This is a genomic window from Mesorhizobium sp. Mes31 (assembly GCF_024519675.1).
Classification (GTDB): domain Bacteria; phylum Pseudomonadota; class Alphaproteobacteria; order Rhizobiales; family Rhizobiaceae; genus Mesorhizobium.
This window is the reverse complement of the sequence record NZ_JALJRL010000008.1, coordinates 44,181-62,130: the sequence shown is the minus strand read 5'-3', so window position 1 is coordinate 62,130 and position 17,950 is coordinate 44,181. Positions and strand designations below refer to the sequence as shown.

The window sequence follows — 17,950 nt, the reverse complement described above, 5'->3', positions numbered from 1 at the left end:
AACAACGAGGGAGTAAGACATGGTCGGCGCATCGAAGTCGGAAACGGGAGGCGGCCCGATCCGCTACGGCATGGTCGGCGGCGGGCAAGGCGCCTTCATCGGCGCGGTGCACCGGATCGCGGCGCGCATGGACAATGATTTCGTGCTGGTGGCCGGTGCGCTGTCGGCCAATCCCGAGCGGGCCAAGGCATCCGCCGCCGAACTCGGCCTCGACCCGGATCGCAGCTATGCCTCCTACGCCGAAATGGCCAGGGCCGAGGCTAAACGGCCCGACGGCATCGAGGCGGTGGCCATCGTCACGCCCAACAATGTGCATGTGCCGGCGGCCAAGGCCTTCCTCGAGGCTGGCATCCACGTCATCTGCGACAAGCCGCTGGCAACGACGCTGGCCGAGGCCAAGAAGCTCGCGGCCATAGTCGAGAAGTCCGGCAAGGTGTTCGTGCTCACCCACAATTACACCGCCTATCCAATGGTACGGCAGGCGCGCGAGATGGTGGCCAAGGGTGTGCTCGGCGACATCCGCATCGTGCAGTCGGAGTATCCGCAGGACTGGCTGACCGAGGACCTTGCCGCCACCGGCCAGAAGCAGGCGTCGTGGCGCGGCGACCCGAAGCAGGCGGGCGCCGGCGGCGCGCTCGGCGACATCGGCACGCACGCCTATAATCTCGCCCGTTTCGTCTCGGGGTTGGAGCTCGATTCCTTGTCGGCCGATCTCGACGCCTTCGTGCCGGGCCGGCTGCTCGACGACAATGTCAACGTCATGCTGCGCTTCAAACCGGCCGGCAAGACGCATCCGGCCAAGGGCATGATCTGGGCAAGCCAAGTGGCGCCCGGCCATGAGAACGGGCTGAAGCTGCGCATCTATGGCTCGAAGGGCGGGCTGGAGTGGGTGCAGGCCGACCCGAACTATCTCTGGTACACGCCGTTCGGCCAGCCGAAGCAGCTGATCACGCGAAATGGCGCCGGCGCTCTGCCGGTAGCGGGGCGTGTCAGCCGCGTTCCGTCGGGCCATCCGGAAGGCTATCTCGAAGGCTTCGCCAACATCTACCAGGAGGCGGCGCGGGCGATCCGCGCGGCACGGCGCAAAGGCGGCAAGCCGGCAAAGGATGTCGTCTTCCCGACCATTCAGGACGGCGTCGAGGGCATGGCCTTCATCGAGGCTTGCGTGAAGTCGTCGAAGAAGAACGGAGCGTGGACGAAGCTTTAATCCAAGGGGTGGCGATATTCAGGTGATGCCGGCCTGCAAACGACGGCTTCCGGTGCTCACGTACTCGAAAGTACGCTCCGCTCCGGTTCTCGGAACCCGTCGTTTTCGACTCGGCCTGACCTGAATCTCAACACCCCTTGTTCTGGGGGATTCAAGGGGAGGGGCGCGATGAAAATCGGCATGTGCATGTTCTTGTGGACGACGGCGGTGTCGAAGAAACACGAGCCGCTGCTTCGCGACATCAAGGCGACCGGCTTCGATGGCGTCGAGATACCGATCTTTGCCGGCACGCCTGACGACTACAGGAAACTCGGCGAACTGCTTGATCGCATAGGGCTGGAGCGGACCGCGGTTTCGGCCATGGGCGATCCGGCGATGAACCTGATCTCGGCCGATGCGGCAACCCGCAAGGCCGGCGTCGACTACATGAAATGGGCGATTGATTGCGCCAATGCGCTCGGCGCGAGTACGCTGAGCGGCCCGCTGCATTCGACACTCGGCGCCTTTTCCGGCTCCGGGCCGACGGCTGCCGAGAAGAAGCGTTCGGTCGCCTCGCAGCGCGCCATCGGCGACCATGCCGGCAAGAGGAACGTCACGATAGGGCTGGAAGCGCTCAACCGCTTCGAATGCTACCTCCTCAACACGATGGCGGATCTGTCGGAGCATATCGACGCCATCGACCGACCGCACATCAAGGCGATGTACGATACCTTCCATGCCAATATCGAGGAGGCCGACCCGATCGGCGCCTATACAAAGCACCGCGGGAATGTCGTGCACATCCATATTTCGGAGAATGACCGCGGCGTGCCGGGGCGCGGCAATATTCCGTGGACGGAGACTTTTTCCGCCATCCGCAAGAGCGGCTATGACGACTGGCTGACGATCGAGGCGTTCGGCCGCTCGCTCAAGGACCTGGCGGCGGCGACCAAGGTATGGCGTGATTTTTTCGAGAGCCCGGAAGCCGTCTACCGCGACGGCTACAAGCATATCAGGAACGGGTGGAAGAAAGCCGCTTAGGCGCCTTCCTTCGTCATCCACGGGCGGAGCGGAAGCGAAGCGGACGCGGAGACCCGAGGATCCATGCCGCGACATTAATCGAGGAATGCCGCGGAACAGAATTCCTGCACCGTTGCAACGCTCATAGGTCACGGCATGGATCCTCGGGTCTGCGCCGTGTCGCTTCGCTCCTTGCTCCGCCCGTGGATGACGAAAACCCGGTCGGCCGCTACCAATCATGGCCTTGGCTGGTTATCCCTGCTCGGCCTGGATCCTGTTGTAGTCGTGGATGGTCCGGCTCAGCCTGCGGCGCAGGAAGTTGGAAATGTTGTCGAAGACGAAGACCACGACCAGCGTCAGCAGCACCATGTAGAAGACATTGGCCCAATTGGAGTTGGTGCGCATCGCTTCCCACAACTTCAGGCCGATTCCACCGGCGCCGACGGCACCGATGATGGTCGCGCCCCTGGTGTTGGATTCCCACTGATAGAGCGTCTGGCTGATGAACACTGGGATCACTTCCGGCAGCACGCCGTAGCGCTGCACCAGAAGGCCGTTGGCGCCGGTCGAGACGACACCCTCGCGCGGCTTGTCGTCGATGTTTTCGAGCGCCTCGGAATAGGTTTTGCCGAGCGTGCCGATCTCGGTGAAGAAGATCGCGGCGCTGCCCGCCAGGGGACCCGGCCCGAAGGCGCGGGTGAAGAACAGCGCCCAGATCAGCATATCGATCGAGCGCATGAAGTCGAAGAAGCGCTTGAGCACCTGGTTGACCAGCCGGCTGGGCGTGATGTTGCGGGCGGCGAAGAACGCGAGCGGGAAGGCGACGATGCCGCCAAGCGCGGTGCCGAGAAACGCCATGACGATGGTCTGCAAGAGCTTTGTCCAGACATCGCCATGCTGCCACTGGGCGTTGTTCCAGATGTTGTCGCCGGCCAGCGCCAGATTGGACGTGCCCGGCTTGAGTTCGGGCCCGGAGACGATCAGCGAGGCCACTTCGCCCGCCGACTTGCCGAAGAACGGCGAGCGGGTATCGAAGACAAAATTCGCCCAGCCAAGGAAGCGCTTGCGTACCTTGACGCGGTCGGCAGCGACGCGGACCTCGCCGGCAAAGCCCATGTCGGCGACGACCTCGTCCTCATGCGCGGTGATCCAGTCGGGAACCGGGCCGGAGATCAGCGGCTTGCCAGTGTCCAGTGCGACCGGCACGGTCTCACCGTTGGCAATGATCGTCGCTTGCATCTTGTCGAAGGTGACCGACTTGGCGGCGCCATCGATCAGGATCGTCACCGAACCGTCGGCATTGGTCTTGACCCAGTCCGGATGCGGGTCAGGACCGAGCACCGAGAAGCGTGGATATTTGGCGGTGATCTGCGGTTCGTCGAGGCGGAAGACCGGCTGCACGTCGTAGCTTATCCACTGGGTCAGGAACAGCGGCAGGCGTTCCCAGTGCGATTCCCGCATCACCTGCGGCAGGTTGAAGAACCATAGGGCATAGAGGAGATAGACAAGGGTGCCTCCAAGCAACAGCAGCGGCCCGAAGCGCTGGTGGAACGGGCGCTGGAACACGTGCGGGAAGCGCTCCTCGATCGACTGGATCTGATCGGCGGTCATGGTGGTCATCGGTTAAGCTCCCACCATGAAAGCTTGCTCGCCGACAAGCTTGCGGCGCAGCCAGGCGGAGAACTGGTCGACGATGAAGATCGTGGTGAACAGGAGCAGCACCAAGGCTATCGTCTTGGCGCCGAAGCCGCGGGAGATGGACAGCTTCAGCTCTTCGCCGATACCGCCGCCGCCGACCGCGCCCATGATGGTGGAGATGCGCACGTTGATCTCGATCCGCAGCAGTGTGTAGGACATGAAGTTGGGCAGCACCTGCGGCAGGCCGGCAAAGCGTACCCGCTCGAACCAGTTGGCGCCGACCGCTCGCAGGCCTTCCTCGGCGCGCATGTCGATGTTCTCGTTGATCTCGTAGAACAGCTTGCCCAGCGCGCCGATCGAATGCAGGCCGATGGCGATGATGGCGGCGATCGGGCCGATCGAGACAATGGCCGCGAACAGACCGGCAATGACGATCTCGGGAAAGGCGCGCAGCAGTTCCATGAAGCGCTTGACGATCAGCCGCAGCACCGGATGCGGCGTCAGGTTGCGCGCCGCGATGAAGGAGAACGGCACGGCAAAGACGAAACCGATGAAGGTCGAGACAAGCGCCACGTTCAGCGTGGTCAGCATCAGCTCGAAATATTCGGGGATGTAGAAGCTGCCCCAGACATAGGCGCGGCCGAGCGGGAAGTTGAATTCCTGGGTGCCGGTGTCGTGTGGGGAAGCGACGTCGAACATCGCCCGCCAGACATCGTTCCAGTCCTTGGGGACTAGCCAGCTCAGGAAGTCCAGTATGTGCGGCAGCCGGTCGAAGAAATGCCCGGCATTGGCCTCGTCGGCGAACCACATGGTGCCGCAGAGCGCGACAATGAGCAGGCCGACACCGATAGCCGTATAGAGCCGGCGCAAGGATGTCTGGCGTCGCCAGGCATCGGCTGCCTGGTGCGTCGCGTCTGAATGAGCGGTCACGGAAAGGGTCATGATCGGAGATGCAAAAAGGGCGGTGCTTTGAACACCGCCCTTCCTGATTTTACCGTTAGCCGCCGATGGCTGCCTTACGGGCTTCGACGATGACGTTGTAGAAGTCCGGCTTCACCGGGACGTAGCCGGTAAAATCGCCGCCTTCGATGCCTTCGAAGCAGGCCTTGTCCTTCTTGGGGAGCTGCGTGAAAAAGTCGGCAAGCTTGGCGGTCATGTCGTCGCCGAGCGCGGTGCGCACGACCAGCGGGCCGTTCGGGATCAGGCCCGAGCGCCAGACTTCGACGAAGTCGTTGGGGTCGACGGCGCCCTTGGCGACTTCCTTGTGGAAGGTGCCGGAGCTGTAGCCGTCCTTGAAGTCGCCGATGCCGGAGGAATCGTCCACCGCCACGTCGACCTTGCCGTCACGCACGGCCAGAACGTTGTTCTCGTGGCCACCATTGAACTGGGTCGAAGCGAAGAAGGTTTCGTTCGAAGCACCGGTGTCCTTCGGAATCTGGGTCAGCGGGATCAGATAGCCAGAGGTCGAATCCGGATCGGCGTAGCCAAGCTTCTTGCCCTTGGCCGATTTGATGTCGGTGATGCCGGAGGACTTGAGCGCCAGGCCGATCGAATAATAGCCGGTCGCGCCGTCGGTCTGCTGGGTGGTGAGGATCGGGGTGACGGCCTTCGGGTCCTTGAGAACGACGCTGGCGTAGCCGGAAGCGCCGAGTTCGGCGAAGTCGAGCGTGCCGCCAAGCAGGCCCTGGATGACACCGTCATAATCGGCGGCCGGGAACAGCGACACTTTCTCGAAGCCGAATTCGGCTTTCAGGTGGTCGGCGAGGCACTGGTAGTTGCGCAGCCGGTCGGTCTCGTTTTCACCGCCGAGAATACCGACGCGAAATTCCTTCATATCGGCGGCATGGGCCATGCTGGTTGCCATTGCGAGCACCGAAACGGCGCCAAAAACCATCTTCCTGAACATCTGGTATCTCTCCTGTGGGTTCCGGCCCCGCGCCGGCAGCGTTCTTGATTTCGACAGGTGCCCTTGACGCGGGCGGGCGATCCCAACCGCTCTTTCCCGGCCCATGGTATTTCCCGAAAACCGGATGCCGAGTTTCGCTAACGCGGACCTTCGGTTCGGGGCCATGAGCTCAGTAACCCGGGAATGCGGGCTCGAGCGGTCCGGCGGATGCGGCGATCTTTTGCTTGATGGCAACGCTGGTCGAGGTGATGGCCTCGGAGATCTCGCCGCCATTGCTGTCGGCGCCATAGACGAGACGCACGGCCTCGCGGTTGAGCTCTTCCGGCGGCCCATCGAAGACGACCTTGCCGGCAGCCATGCCGATGATGCGGTTGCAATAGGTGCGGGCGGTATCCAGCGTATGAAGATTGGTGACGACGGTGATGCCTTCGCGCAGATTGATGTCCTGCAGCGAATCCATCACCACCTTGGCGTTGAGCGGGTCGAGCGAAGCGATCGGCTCGTCGGCGAGGATAACCTTGGGCTGCTGCATCATGGCACGCGCGATGGCGACGCGCTGCTGCTGGCCGCCCGACAAGGTGCCGGCGGGCTGCAGTGCCGTGCGCGCGATATCGAGCCGCTCCAGCGCCGCAACCGCCTCGGCGCACTCGGCGCGCGAGAACATGCCGAACAGATTGGTGATGGTCGAACGGTGGTTCAGCTTGCCGAGCAGCACGTTGGTCAGCACGTCGAGGCGCGGCACCAGGTTGAACTGCTGGAAGATCATGGCGCAGTCGCGCTGCCAGCGCCGCAGCGGCGAACCGCGCAGCTGGGAAACCTCGGCGCCGTCAAAAAAAATCGACCCCTGACTGGGATCGATGAGACGGTTGATCATGCGCAAAAGGGTCGATTTGCCAGCTCCGGAACGGCCGATAATGCCGACCATCTGACCTTGCGGGATGGAAATGTCGACATTGCTGACGGCGATGTTCTTGCCAAATCGGCGAGAGACGCCGCGGATTTCGAGCGTGGCTGACGTTGCTGACATCGGCAGGTTTCAGTCCAGTCGCGGTTGAAGGTCTGTTGGCCTTCGCTAGCGCAGCGCCATGAACCTGCGGTGTCGAATTGATGTCAGTTTTGTTACTGCCCACAGACGCGACGTCTGGCGCCTCGTTTCAGCCCGATCAGCCGAGCACAAGCAACTCCTCGAAGTGCTTCATGTCGCGGAATGCACAGAAGGCGGGCGCCTTGATCTCGATCACCGGCGCCTGCCGCGCGAAAAGCGCCAGAGAGTCATCGAACAGGGCTTGCCATTGCGCCACCCTGTCGTCCGCCAACCGCTGGATCTGATAGGCGAAGGTGATGTGAAAGACGTAAGCGTCGTGATCGGGGTGCCGGTATCCGAACGGCACGGCCAAGGCGTCGCGCCAGGCACGCATGATGCGCACGTCGTCCTCCGTCGCGCCGGCAACAGTGAGCCCCGTCGGTACGACTTCGACCACCTTGATGTTGAATGGGCCAAAGCCCTCGAAGCCTTTCAGCCGCTCCAGATAGAGGCGGGTCATCGTGTCGATGCTGGTGTCGAGCGGCACGTCCTGCGGCCAGTAGGGCAAGCGGCGGCGGTATTCGATGATGCCCTGGAAAAGCGTCATGTGCAGGCTGGAGACGGGCGTGAAGGCCAGCCGGTCGGCGTCGGGCATAGCCAGCATCCGGTCGCGTACGGCAAGCACCACGGCCTCGGATGGCGAACCGCTGACCAGGTGGCTGACAACCGTGTTGCCGGGTTCGATCAGGAAATTGCCTGACGTGTCGTAGCGGGTGCCGAGGTGCGTCGGAGGGGTCGGGTTCGAGCCGGCAAAGAATCCGGCGAGTGATGGTTTGACTGTGTCGAGCATGGCGATCTCCGGGGAAAGACCACGTCCTGCTTCGGTGATGTGTCAGGGATATGAAACAGGCTTGTCCATGACGATGATGTGATGGCCTATCCCTGGTATTTTTCCAGAAAGGCTTCGGCGGATAGCTCCCTGAAATCGTCGAGCGAGGCGCGCAGCCTTGCGTGGTCCCAGTCCCACCAGGCAAGCGCTTGGTAGCGCTCGGCGGTGCGGCGGTCGAAGCGCTCGCGGATCGGCTTGGCCGGCACGCCGCCGACGATGGTGTAGGGCGCGACATCCTTCGAGACGACCGCTCCGGCGCCGACCGCCGCGCCATCGCCGACAGTGACGCCAGGCAGCACGGTCGAGCCGTGGCCGAGCCAGGTGTCATGGCCAATGGTGACGCGCTTGGCGCGGCGCTGGGCGAAGAATTCGCTCTCGTGCTCGGCATCGTCCCAATAGTCGGAGGCGCGATAAGTGAAATGGTGCAGCGTCGGCCGCCAGGTCGGGTGGTTGGTGGCATTGAGGCGCACGCTTGCGGCGATGTTGGCAAACTTGCCGATCGTCGCGCACCAGACGGCGCAGTCCTGCATCATGTAGGAATAGTCGCCAAGCTCGCTTTCCGAGACCCGGCTGCGGTCGGCTATCTCGGTCCAGCGGCCAAGCGTCGAGTTCTGTACCTCCGCCGTCGGGTGGACCAGCGGCGCTTCCGATAATTTCCTGGTCATGCGGCGATTTTTCCCGGGGCAAAAACGGTGACGTCGATGATGCGGTCGGCAACCGCCTCGCGCACGTCATGATCGTGGAAGATACCCAGCAGGGCGACGCCCGCCGTCTTCTTGCCAGCGATGAGTTCGATCACCACGTCGCGGTTCCTGGCGTCGAGCGAGGCGGTCGGCTCGTCGAGCAGCAGGATCGGGTGCTCGGTGATGAAGCCGCGCGCGATGTTGACGCGCTGCTGCTCGCCGCCGGAGAAGGTCGCCGGCGGCAGAGCCCAGAGTTTCTCCGGCAGGTTGAGTTGCGCCAGCAAGGCGCGCGCCTTGTCGCGCGCGCTCTCGCGGTCCTCGCCGCGCTCGACCAGCGGCTCGGCGACGACATCCAGCGCCGGGACGCGCGGCACGGTTCGCAGGAACTGGCTGACATAGCCGATGGTCTGGCGGCGCACCGCAAGCACGGTGCGAGGGCTGGCGGTTGCAAGATCGATCAAGCCGTCGTCATGGCTGACGATGATCTGACCTTCGTCGACGGCGTAGTTGCCGTAGAGCATCTTGAGGATCGAGCTCTTGCCGGCGCCGGACGGACCGCCAAGCACCGTGCATTCGCCAGCCCTGATCGAGAACGAGACACCGGCGACGACAGGCAGTTTGATGCCGTCGCGCAGATGCATGGTAAAGCTCTTGGCGACGTCGGAAACGACGAGCGGGGTTGCCATGTCAGTGTCCTTTGCTTTGCCGCATGATCTGGTCCGAAAACCGCCTTCCACTTTTCGGCATCACGCGGCTAGACCTGCAAGATGGAAGAAACGAGAAGCTGGGTGTAGGGCGCGCGCGGGTCGTCGAGCACGCGGTCGGTGAGGCCGCTTTCGATGACGCGGCCGTCCTTCATCACCATCATGCGCTGCGACAGGAGGCGTGCTACGGCGAGGTCGTGGGTGACGACGATGGCGGCGAGGCCAAGATCGGTGACCAGGCCGCGCAACAGGTCGAGCAGGCGCGCCTGCACCGAGACGTCGAGGCCGCCGGTCGGTTCGTCCATGAACACAAGCCGTGGCCCGGTGACGAGGTTGCGGGCAATCTGGAGGCGCTGGCGCATGCCGCCGGAAAAGGCGCGTGGCTCGTCGTCGATGCGGTCCTCGTCGATCTCGACGCGCGACAGCCAGTCGACGGCCGTGGCGCGGATCTTGCCGTAATGGCGATCCCCCACGGCCATCAGCCGTTCGCCGACATTGGCGCCGGCCGACACCGTCATGCGCAGGCCGTCGGCGGGGTTCTGGTGGACGAAACCCCAGTCGGTGCGCATCAGGAAGCGGCGCTCGGCCTCGCTCATGCGGTAGAGTTCGCGGAACTGGCCGTCGCGCATGCGGTAGCTGGCAGTGCCGGAGGAGGGCAGCAGCCGCGTCGACAGGCAGTTGAGCAGCGTCGTCTTGCCGGAGCCGGATTCGCCGACCACCGCCAGAACTTCACCCGGCCACAGGTCGAAGGAGACGTTGTCGCAGCCGACGCGCGAGCCGTAGAATTTGGAAAGCGCCGAGACGCGCAGCAGCGGTTCGTCGGTCATTGCGCCGCCTCCATGTTTCCTGGGGCAAGGTGGGTTTCCGGTGCAAGATGGCCGTGATGGCCCTCTTTGCGCCGCTTCTCGCAGTGATCGGTGTCGGAGCAGACGAACATGTGGCCGCCATGGTCATCGAGAATGACCTCGTCGAGATAGACATTCTCGGCCGCGCACAGCGCGCAGGGCTGGTCGAAGGTCTGCACCTCGAACGGATGATCCTCGAAGTCGAGGCTGACCACGTCGGTGAAGGGCGGCACCGCATAGATGCGCTTTTCGCGGCCGGCGCCGAACAGCTGCAGGGCCGGCGAGCGGTGCATCTTGGGATTGTCGAATTTCGGCGTCGGCGACGGGTCCATCACATAGCGGCCCTCGACCTTGACCGGATAGGCATAGGTGGTGGCGATGCGGCCGTGCCTGGCGATGTCCTCGTAGAGCTTCACATGCATGAGGCCGTATTCCTCCAGCGCATGCATTTTTCGCGTTTCGGTCTCGCGCGGTTCGAGGAAGCGCAGCGGCTCCGGGATCGGCACCTGATAGACCAGCACCTGGCCCGCCGTCAGCGGATGTTCGGGGATGCGGTGGCGGGTCTGGATGATGGTGGCGCTGGCGGTGTCGGTCGTCACGGCGACATTGGCGACCTTCTTGAAGAAGGCGCGGATCGACACCGCGTTGGTGGTGTCATCTGCGCCCTGGTCGATGACCTTCAGCACATCGTCGGGGCCGATGATCGAAGCGGTGACCTGGACGCCGCCGGTGCCCCAGCCATAAGGCATCGGCATTTCGCGCGAGGCGAATGGCACCTGGTAGCCGGGGATGGCGATGCCCTTGAGGATCGCGCGGCGGATCATCCGCTTTGTCTGCTCGTCGAGATAGGCGAAGTTGTAGGTGGCGATGTCGGTCATGGCGATCACATCCGCTCTATGCTATTGAATTGACTTCCAATGCGCGGAAACAGCACCAAGTTCAGATGACCCAAACCGGATGGATACACGTCGGAATCCTGCTGCTGGTTTTCGCCGGCGTGGTTGCCTTTGTCCTTCGAAGAATGGTTCTTCCCGCGCCGAAAGATGGCGCGCAGGGCGAGACTGTTGCCGGCGCAAGTGGGGGTTACGGCGGCGGCTTGGTTGATGGCGGCGGCCATTAGCATCACTCCGCCGCCTCCCTCTTCTCTTCGACCTTGGCGGGATTTTCACGGGCTTCATATTCGGCCCGCATGCGGCGCACGAGGTCGAGCTCGGCCTGGAAGTCGACATAGTGCGGCAACTTCAGATGCTCGACGAAGCCGGTCGCCTGGACATTGTCGGAATGCGAGATGACGAACTCCTCGTCCTGGGCGGCGGCGACGACATCCTCACCCAACTCGCTGGCGCGCAACGCCCGATCGCAGAGCGCCATCGCCATCGCCTTGCGCTCGCTCTGGCCGAAGACGAGGCCGTAGCCGCGGGTGAATTGCGGTGGCGCCTTGGCCGAACCCTTGAACTGGTTGACCATCTGGCATTCGGTGACCCGCACCGTACCGAGCGGCACCGCGAAGGGCAGTTCGGGCACATCCAGTTCCAGCTCGACCTCGCCGATGCGGATCTCACCGACGAAGGGATGGTTGCGGGCATAGCCGCGCTGGGTGGAATAGCCGAGCGCCAAAAGGAAACCTTCGTCGCCGCGTGACAGCGCCTGCAGGCGGATGTCGCGCGCCATCGGGAACTCCAGCGGCTCGCGGGTGATGTCGCCGGGGACATGATCCTGCGGCATCTCGCCATCGGGCTCGATCAGGCCTTCGCGGGCGAGGATCGCCGAAACGCGCGGCATGGCTTGCGCTTCCGACTCGCGTTGCAAGGGTTCGGCGACATCGGCGCCGGCGGCAAGCTCGGGATCGAGCAGCCGGTGGGTATAGTCGAAGGTCGGGCCGAGCAGCTGGCCGCCGGGCAGGTCCTTGTAGGTTGCCGACACGCGCCGCTCGACCAGCATGTTGGCGGTGTCGATCGGCTTTGTGTAGCCGAAGCGCGGCAGCGTGGTGCGATAAGCGCGCACCAGGAAGATCGCCTCGATCATGTCGCCGCGCGCCTGGACGATGGCGAGTGCCGCCAGTTCCCTGTCGTAGAGCGAGCCTTCGCTCATCACCCGGTCGACGCCGAGTGCCAGCTGCTCGACGATCTGATCGAGCCGAAGTGCAGGCACCGAACGGTCGCCGCGCCGGCGGTCGGCAAGCAGGCTGTGGGCGTTGGCAATTGCAGCTTCGCCACCTTTTACCGCGACATACATCCTAGGCCTCTATCGTCTTGATGCGCGTCGTGCGTGGCAGGCAGGCGATGCCGTCAGCGGTGGCGAGGATGATGTCGATGCCGCGCGGAAAGCGCTTGATATTCTGCTTCCACTGCTCGACGAAATGACGCGGCATCCGGGCCGGTGCGATCGTGGTGCTGGTCTCGATGCCGGGGCCCTCGAGCAGCAATGGGGCGCCCGAAGCAAGATCGCCGACTTGCAGGATCAGCGTGGTCGAGCGATCGGGATAGTCCTGCGTGCCTTGCGAAAAACCATCGAGCGCCATCATCTCGGCCGGCGTGGCGACAAATGCGAAATGCGCATCGGCCGGCGTGTTGGCCAGTGGTGCGCCAGAGTGAAAACCAAGCCAGGATCTGATCGCGGCGGAGGTTTGCAGTGCCGGGTCGAGCCATAGCGGGGTGTCATTGTCGCAAAGCGCCAATGCTATGGCGCCGGCGGTTGCCGAGAGCGGCGCCGGCGGGCGGGCGAAGGCCGGCAGCGGCTGCACGCTGCCCGGCCGCGCCATCGCGTCCATGACGGCGCGGAACACGGTCTGGGCGTTGAAGACCGGATCGGCGAAACCGCCCTCGATCGATTGCGCTGCGACATCCATCAGTCTTCTCCGCGAACCATTGTGAAGAAATCCACCTTCGTTGCCGCCGTCTCGGCGCGGCGCCGTTCATGCGCTGTGGTCAGCGCCGCCTGCAGGGGCGCGATGATTTTGGTTTCGACCTCGTTGCGGCGGGCCGGGTCCTGCCACAGCGCGTCGGCGATGGCCGCCAGCCTTGCCTTCTGCTTGTCGCGGCCAAGGGCATAGCAATGGCCGACCTGCCCGGATGGCAGCCGGACGGTGGCCCGGGTAACGGTCGCCTCGCCGACATTGAAGGGCGCGCCGCCTCCGCCGATGCGGCCGCGCATGGTCACCAAGCCGGTCTCGGGACCGCGCAGCAGTTCAGCTTCCGAGGGCAAGCCGGCCTCGTTCCAGAGCCGGACGATGTCATCGCCGCTGGATTGCGCCAGTGTTGCCATGGCGGCCTTGCGCTCGAGCTGGTCGCGGGCTTCCTGTCCTCGCATAAGCGACAATCCTCTTGCCTAAATTTGTCTATTGATATAGACATCTATACAAATTATACCCATTATCTAGCGCGAGTCCATGACGGGTGGATGACAAGCGATAGAAGGCTGCGGGCAATTGATGATCGGGCAACTGGGAGCTGACAGAATCGAACGGCGCAGTGGCGTCTCGCTGTGGCGGCAGATTGCCGACAAGATCCTGCACGCAATCGCCATTGGCGATTTCGCCGAGAATGCCGCGCTGCCGCCGGAGGTGGTGCTGGCCGAGCGCTACGGCGTCAACCGTCACACCGTACGCAGCGCCATATCAGCCCTTGTGCAGGAAGGGGTTTTGCGGGCCGAGCAGGGGCGTGGCACCTTCGTACTGTCGCGCAAGCGGCTGTCCTATCCGATCGGCGCGCGCACACGCTTTTCGACGGGTCTGCAAGGGCAGACGTCGGAAAGGCATATCGTCCTGCTCGCCTCGTCGGTCGAGCCGGCCAGCCAGCGCGTCGCCGAGGGCCTTGGCCTTGCCAGGGGGGCCGATGTGATACGGCTGGAAACGCGCGGCGAAGCCGATGGGCGGGCGGTGTCGCGCGCCGCCGGCTGGTTCGATGTCAGGCGCTTTGCCGGCATCGATGCCGCGATGGCGGAAACCGGCTCGATCACCGCATCGCTGGCGCGTTTCGGCATAGACGACTATCTGCGGCAATCGACCGTGCTGTCGGCGCGCCATGCCGATGCAGCCGACCTTGCCGATCTCGACCTGCAGCCGGGCGCCATCGTGCTGGTCACGGTCGCCGTCAACGTTACGCCCGACGGCCAGCCGATCCAGTTTTCCGAGTCGCGCTTCCCGGCCGAGCGGGTGGAACTGAAGCTCTCGGCGCTGTAGGGAGTGTCGGCCTTATACGAGCCGCGATTTATCTGACTCACGCTGATATCACACCAGCTCGGCCGCGCTCACTTGTCAGCGGCTTGGCGTTTGAGGACCTGCGCGGGGCGTCGTCAATTCGGGCCGGGTTCACCGCTTGCCATGTTATGACCCGACCTCGATCACAGCCTTGATCAAGCCGGATTTCTCGTGCGCCCAGCGCGCGAGATCGGGCGGCGTGTCGTCCAGCGTGGTGCTGTGGGTGACCAGTTTGGCCAATGGCACCGCGCCGTTGCGGATCGAGGCCGCGACGTGATCGAAGTCGGCGCGCAGTGCATTGCGGCTGCCGATCAGCGTCATTTCGCGTTTGTGGAACTCGGGATCGGAAAAGACGATGTCGTCCTTGACGACGCTGACCAGCACCAGTGTTCCGCCATGCGCGACATGGGCGAAGGCCGCCTGCACCGACTGGGTGTTGCCGGTGGCGTCGAAAACCATTTCGAAGCCTTCGCCGCTGGTTGCTTCCCTGACCAGGTCTGGTACCGCGCCGCGCGAGCCGTCGAGGGTCTGGAAGCCGAGTTCGTTCGCGGCGAAGGCTAGCCTTTCGCTGCTCATGTCGAGCAGCGTCACATCGAGACCGGCGATACGGGCGAAGATGGCGGTGCCGAGCCCGATCGGGCCGGCGCCGATGACCAGCGTGCGGGCGCCGGGATCGGCGCGTGAGCGCCGCACGGCATGCGCACCGATGGCGAGGAACTCGACGGCGGCGGCGTCCGCCAGCGACAGACCGTTTGCCGGATAGAGATTTTGCGCCGGCACCAGGATGCGTTCGCACATGGCGCCGTCGCGGTGGACGCCGAGCACCTCGATCCTGACGCAGCAGTTCGGTTTGCCGTGCCGGCAGGCGATGCACTTGCCGCAGGAGAGGTAGGGGTTGATGACGACTGGCTCGCCAACGTCCAGATCCACACCTTCACCGGCCTCGACCACGGTTCCCGACACTTCATGGCCCATGATGCGGGGATAGGCGAGGAACGGGTGCTTGCCCTCGAAGATATGGTAGTCGGTGCCGCAGATGCCGACATGGCTGACCGCCACCAGCGCCCAGCCGGGCGGTGGCGCGCCGGGTGCGGGACGATCTTCCAGGACAAGATCGCCGGGCGAGCGGCAGACGACGGCTTTCATGCTTCAATCCAGTCTGTCATGAAATCGCCGGCCCGGCAGTCATGTCGGGCCGACGATCGATTGAGGGCGGTCTACTTGCCGCGGCGGCGCAGCCCGTCGAAGTAGACGATGATGATGATCAGCGCGCCGGTGATGATGCGCTGCCAGAACGAATTCACGTTGAGCAGATTGGCGCCGTTGTTGATGGTGGCGAGGATGAAGGCGCCGAGCAACGGGCCATGGACGGAGCCGACGGCGCCGAACAGCGAGGTGCCGCCGATCACCGACGAGGCGATGGCCTGCAGTTCCCAGCCTTCGGCCTGTGTCGGATTGCCGATGCCGATGCGGGCGGCAAGCAGCACGCCGACGAAGGCCGCGCAGAGGCCAGACAGCGTGTAAGCCATGTAGATGGTGCGCTGGACGTTGACGCCGGAAAGGCGCGAGGCCTCGGCATTGGAGCCGACCGAGAACAGATACCGGCCCCAGCGGCTGTGGTGGAGGAAAACATAGGCCGGGATGCCGACCAGGATGACCATCCAGAACAGATTGGGGATGCCGATGAAGGAATTGCGCGAGAACGCGGTGAAGGTGTCGCTGTTGATGTTGATCGAGTTGCCATTGGTCATCAGCAAGCCGATGCCGCGCAGCGAGGTCAATGTCGCCAGCGTGATGATGAAGGGCGGCAGGCCCATCTTGACGATGCCGAAGCCATGAAACATGCCGATGGCAACGCCGACCAGCAACGTCACCAGAATGGCGAGCCAGATCGGGAAACCGGCATTGATCATCATGGCGACGACGACGGTGGCGAAGCCGACCACGGCGCCGACCGACAGGTCGATGCCACCGGTGATGATGACGAAGGTCTGGCCGACCGCCATGATGGCGATCATCGAGCCCTGCCGCAAAAGATTGGCCAGGTTGTTGCCCGAGGCGAAGCTCGGCGTCGCCACGGAAAGCACGATCCACAGCAGAACCAGCAGCGCCAAGAGCGTCAGCCCAAACAGGACGTTGTAGTTGCGCTTCGGTTTCTCGACAGCAATCGCCTCGGTGCTCATATCTGTCCTCCCAGCTTTTCTTGTTTCTCCGCGAGCGCCTGCGTGAGAATGTCCTCGTGGCTGGCGGCGCGAAAACCGTGCGTCGCCACCAGTTTGCCGCGCCGAAAAACGTGCAGCGTGTCGGCGAGTTCGTAGACTTCCGGCAGATAGGACGAGATCAGGATGATGCCGGCGCCTTTCGACAACAGTGCGCCGAACAGGCGGTAGATCTCGGCCTTGGTGCCGACATCGACGCCGACCGTCGGCTCGTCGAAGATGAACAGCTTGGCGCCATGGGCCAGCCATTTGCCGATGACGATCTTCTGCTGGTTACCGCCCGACAGGCTGGAGGCCAATGCACCGCGCGTCGGCGTCTTGATGCGCAGATCGGCGATCTGGCGGTCGGCTTGCGTCTTCTCCTGCGCGTTCGAAATCAGCAGATTGTTCGAAATGCGCTTGTAGATCGGCAGGTTGAGATTGAGGCCGACCGACAAATTGAGGCAGAGGCCCTGGTCGCGGCGGCTTTCCGGCGCCAGCGCCATGCCGAGCTTGATCGCATCATGCTCGGAATTGACCTGGACCTCCTTGCCTTCCCAGAGGATCTGGCCCGCCGATTTGCGGTGGCGGCCGTAAAGTGTGGTGACGAACTCGCTGCGCCCGGCGCCGATCAGACCATAGAGTCCGACGATCTCGCCGGCGCGAACCGTCATCGACACATCCTCGAAGCCCTTGCCGGACAGGTTCCTCGCCTCGAGGATCACGGCACCGGGCGTGAAATGCTCCTTGTGGTAGACCTGCTCGATCGAGCGATTGATCATCATCTTGACCAACTCGGCATCGTTGGTCTCGGCGATGTTGCGGGTGCCGACCAGGGTGCCGTCGCGCAGCACGGAAACGCGGTCGGCGAGCTCGAACACCTCTTCCATGCGATGGCTGATATAGATGATCGTGACGCCTTCGCTTTTAAGGCGACGGATCAGGGTGAACAGTTGGTCGGCCTCCTTGCGGGTCAGGTAGGCCGTGGGTTCGTCGAAGATCAGGAACTTGGTGCCGCGCACGGTGGCCCGGGCCGCCGCGATGAGCTGCTGTTGGCCGATAGTGAGGTCGCCCAGCGTGACATGCGCCGGCAGGTCGAAGCCGAGATCGTCGATGATCTTCTGCGCGTCCTTGACCATGGCCCGCTGTTGCAGGATGCCGAAGCGGGAATTCTCCTCGCCGAGGAACATGTTGGCGGCGACCGTCAGGTGGCGGCAGAGCACCACTTCCTGATGCACGGCATTGATGCCGAGCGCCATCGCCTCATGCGGTGTCGCCAACGCTGCCGGCTGGCCTTCCCAGATGACCTCTCCGGAGGTGCGCGGCATGACGCCGGTCAAAAGCTTGATGAGGGTCGATTTGCCAGCGCCATTCTCGCCGACGATGGCGTGGATCTCGCCGGACTTGAAGGCGAGGTTGACCGGCTTCAGCGCGTGGGTGCCGGGATAGCGCTTCTCCAGGCCCCGCAATTCGAGGATGGTCCGCCCTGGTGCCAGCACCGGTGCCGGATGCAGTTCCTGCGCCGTCGACGTCATGACAATCCTCCCAGATTGGCCTTACGATGGGCACGCGGCAAGGCAAATATGCCCCGAAAACAGCCTAGCCTAAGCTTGCGGATTTCCAAGCTGCTTGTGCCGGCGGTGGATGTTTCCGGGGCCT

19 protein-coding genes are annotated in these 17,950 nt (G+C 63.8%); 3 read left to right on the top strand and 16 right to left on the bottom strand.

Translation table 11 applies throughout. From position 1 onward, the window contains the following. Positions 1-19: 19 nt before the first annotated feature. Both NR193_RS15430 and NR193_RS15425 read left to right on the top strand, forming a co-directional pair. A complete protein-coding gene (locus NR193_RS15430; RefSeq protein WP_256751663.1) occupies positions 20-1,207 on the top strand; it encodes a Gfo/Idh/MocA family protein in 1,188 nt (395 codons plus the stop codon). Positions 1,208-1,375: 168 nt separating this feature from the next. Next, positions 1,376-2,227: a sugar phosphate isomerase/epimerase gene (locus tag NR193_RS15425; protein WP_256751662.1), complete on the top strand. Its 852-nt coding sequence runs from the start codon at positions 1,376-1,378 to the stop codon at positions 2,225-2,227. A gap of 231 nt (positions 2,228-2,458) precedes the next feature. Here the strand turns inward: NR193_RS15425 and phnE (NR193_RS15420) are convergent, their stop codons facing one another. From phnE (NR193_RS15420) to phnG, 13 genes are all read right to left on the bottom strand, one after another. Then, entirely contained in the window at positions 2,459-3,826 is a 1,368-nt protein-coding gene (phnE, locus tag NR193_RS15420; protein WP_256751661.1) for a phosphonate ABC transporter, permease protein PhnE, read from the bottom strand. Positions 3,827-3,829: 3 nt separating this feature from the next. After that, a complete protein-coding gene (gene phnE / locus NR193_RS15415; protein ID WP_256751660.1) occupies positions 3,830-4,786 on the bottom strand; it encodes a phosphonate ABC transporter, permease protein PhnE in 957 nt (318 codons plus the stop codon). A 55-nt stretch (positions 4,787-4,841) separates the two neighbouring features. Next, on the bottom strand, positions 4,842-5,750 hold the full coding sequence (gene phnD, locus NR193_RS15410) for a phosphonate ABC transporter substrate-binding protein (RefSeq protein ID WP_256751659.1): 909 nt from the start codon (positions 5,748-5,750) through the stop codon (positions 4,842-4,844). A 169-nt stretch (positions 5,751-5,919) separates the two neighbouring features. Then, positions 5,920-6,777, bottom strand: a complete 858-nt coding sequence (gene phnC / locus NR193_RS15405; protein ID WP_256751658.1) for a phosphonate ABC transporter ATP-binding protein — start codon at positions 6,775-6,777, stop codon at positions 5,920-5,922. 136 nt (positions 6,778-6,913) lie between these two features. Then, positions 6,914-7,624, bottom strand: coding sequence for a DUF1868 domain-containing protein (locus NR193_RS15400; protein WP_256751657.1), 711 nt, complete (start codon positions 7,622-7,624; stop codon positions 6,914-6,916). Between the two features lie 86 nt (positions 7,625-7,710). Further along, entirely contained in the window at positions 7,711-8,328 is a 618-nt protein-coding gene (locus NR193_RS15395) for a DapH/DapD/GlmU-related protein (protein ID WP_256751656.1), read from the bottom strand. Then, the gene (gene phnL, locus NR193_RS15390; RefSeq protein WP_256751655.1) at positions 8,325-9,032 is read right to left on the bottom strand and encodes a phosphonate C-P lyase system protein PhnL; all 708 of its coding nucleotides are present in this window, start codon (positions 9,030-9,032) and stop codon (positions 8,325-8,327) included. The genes NR193_RS15395 and phnL overlap by 4 nt, the downstream gene beginning before the upstream one ends. Before the next feature lie 68 nt (positions 9,033-9,100). Continuing rightward, a complete protein-coding gene (gene phnK / locus NR193_RS15385; RefSeq protein ID WP_091583414.1) occupies positions 9,101-9,877 on the bottom strand; it encodes a phosphonate C-P lyase system protein PhnK in 777 nt (258 codons plus the stop codon). Then, positions 9,874-10,773 (bottom strand): alpha-D-ribose 1-methylphosphonate 5-phosphate C-P-lyase PhnJ, encoded by a 900-nt coding sequence (locus NR193_RS15380; RefSeq protein ID WP_256751654.1) that lies wholly within the window; start codon positions 10,771-10,773, stop codon positions 9,874-9,876. The genes phnK and NR193_RS15380 overlap by 4 nt, the downstream gene beginning before the upstream one ends. A gap of 5 nt (positions 10,774-10,778) precedes the next feature. Continuing rightward, complete coding sequence (locus NR193_RS15375) at positions 10,779-11,012, bottom strand: hypothetical protein (RefSeq protein ID WP_256751653.1); 234 nt, start codon at positions 11,010-11,012, stop codon at positions 10,779-10,781. A gap of 5 nt (positions 11,013-11,017) precedes the next feature. Then, positions 11,018-12,130, bottom strand: a complete 1,113-nt coding sequence (locus NR193_RS15370) for a carbon-phosphorus lyase complex subunit PhnI (protein ID WP_256751652.1) — start codon at positions 12,128-12,130, stop codon at positions 11,018-11,020. Between the two features lies 1 nt (position 12,131). Next, positions 12,132-12,743 carry a phosphonate C-P lyase system protein PhnH gene (phnH, locus tag NR193_RS15365; protein ID WP_256751651.1) on the bottom strand — a complete coding sequence of 204 codons (612 nt, stop codon included), beginning with the start codon at positions 12,741-12,743 and terminating at the stop codon, positions 12,132-12,134. Further along, the gene (phnG, locus tag NR193_RS15360) at positions 12,743-13,204 is read right to left on the bottom strand and encodes a phosphonate C-P lyase system protein PhnG (RefSeq protein ID WP_256751650.1); all 462 of its coding nucleotides are present in this window, start codon (positions 13,202-13,204) and stop codon (positions 12,743-12,745) included. Before phnG ends, phnH begins: the two co-directional genes overlap by 1 nt. Positions 13,205-13,325: 121 nt before the next feature. On the opposite strand from phnG, the gene phnF reads away from it, so the two are divergent. After that, the gene (phnF, locus tag NR193_RS15355; protein WP_256751649.1) at positions 13,326-14,075 is read left to right on the top strand and encodes a phosphonate metabolism transcriptional regulator PhnF; all 750 of its coding nucleotides are present in this window, start codon (positions 13,326-13,328) and stop codon (positions 14,073-14,075) included. 144 nt (positions 14,076-14,219) lie between these two features. Here phnF and NR193_RS15350 read toward each other — a convergent pair whose 3' ends face one another. From NR193_RS15350 to NR193_RS15340, 3 genes are all read right to left on the bottom strand, one after another. After that, positions 14,220-15,239 carry a zinc-binding alcohol dehydrogenase family protein gene (locus NR193_RS15350; protein ID WP_256751648.1) on the bottom strand — a complete coding sequence of 340 codons (1,020 nt, stop codon included), beginning with the start codon at positions 15,237-15,239 and terminating at the stop codon, positions 14,220-14,222. A 71-nt stretch (positions 15,240-15,310) separates the two neighbouring features. Then, on the bottom strand, positions 15,311-16,276 hold the full coding sequence (locus NR193_RS15345) for an ABC transporter permease (protein ID WP_091583398.1): 966 nt from the start codon (positions 16,274-16,276) through the stop codon (positions 15,311-15,313). Continuing rightward, a complete protein-coding gene (locus NR193_RS15340; protein ID WP_256751647.1) occupies positions 16,273-17,826 on the bottom strand; it encodes a sugar ABC transporter ATP-binding protein in 1,554 nt (517 codons plus the stop codon). Before NR193_RS15340 ends, NR193_RS15345 begins: the two co-directional genes overlap by 4 nt. Positions 17,827-17,950 lie beyond the last annotated feature (124 nt).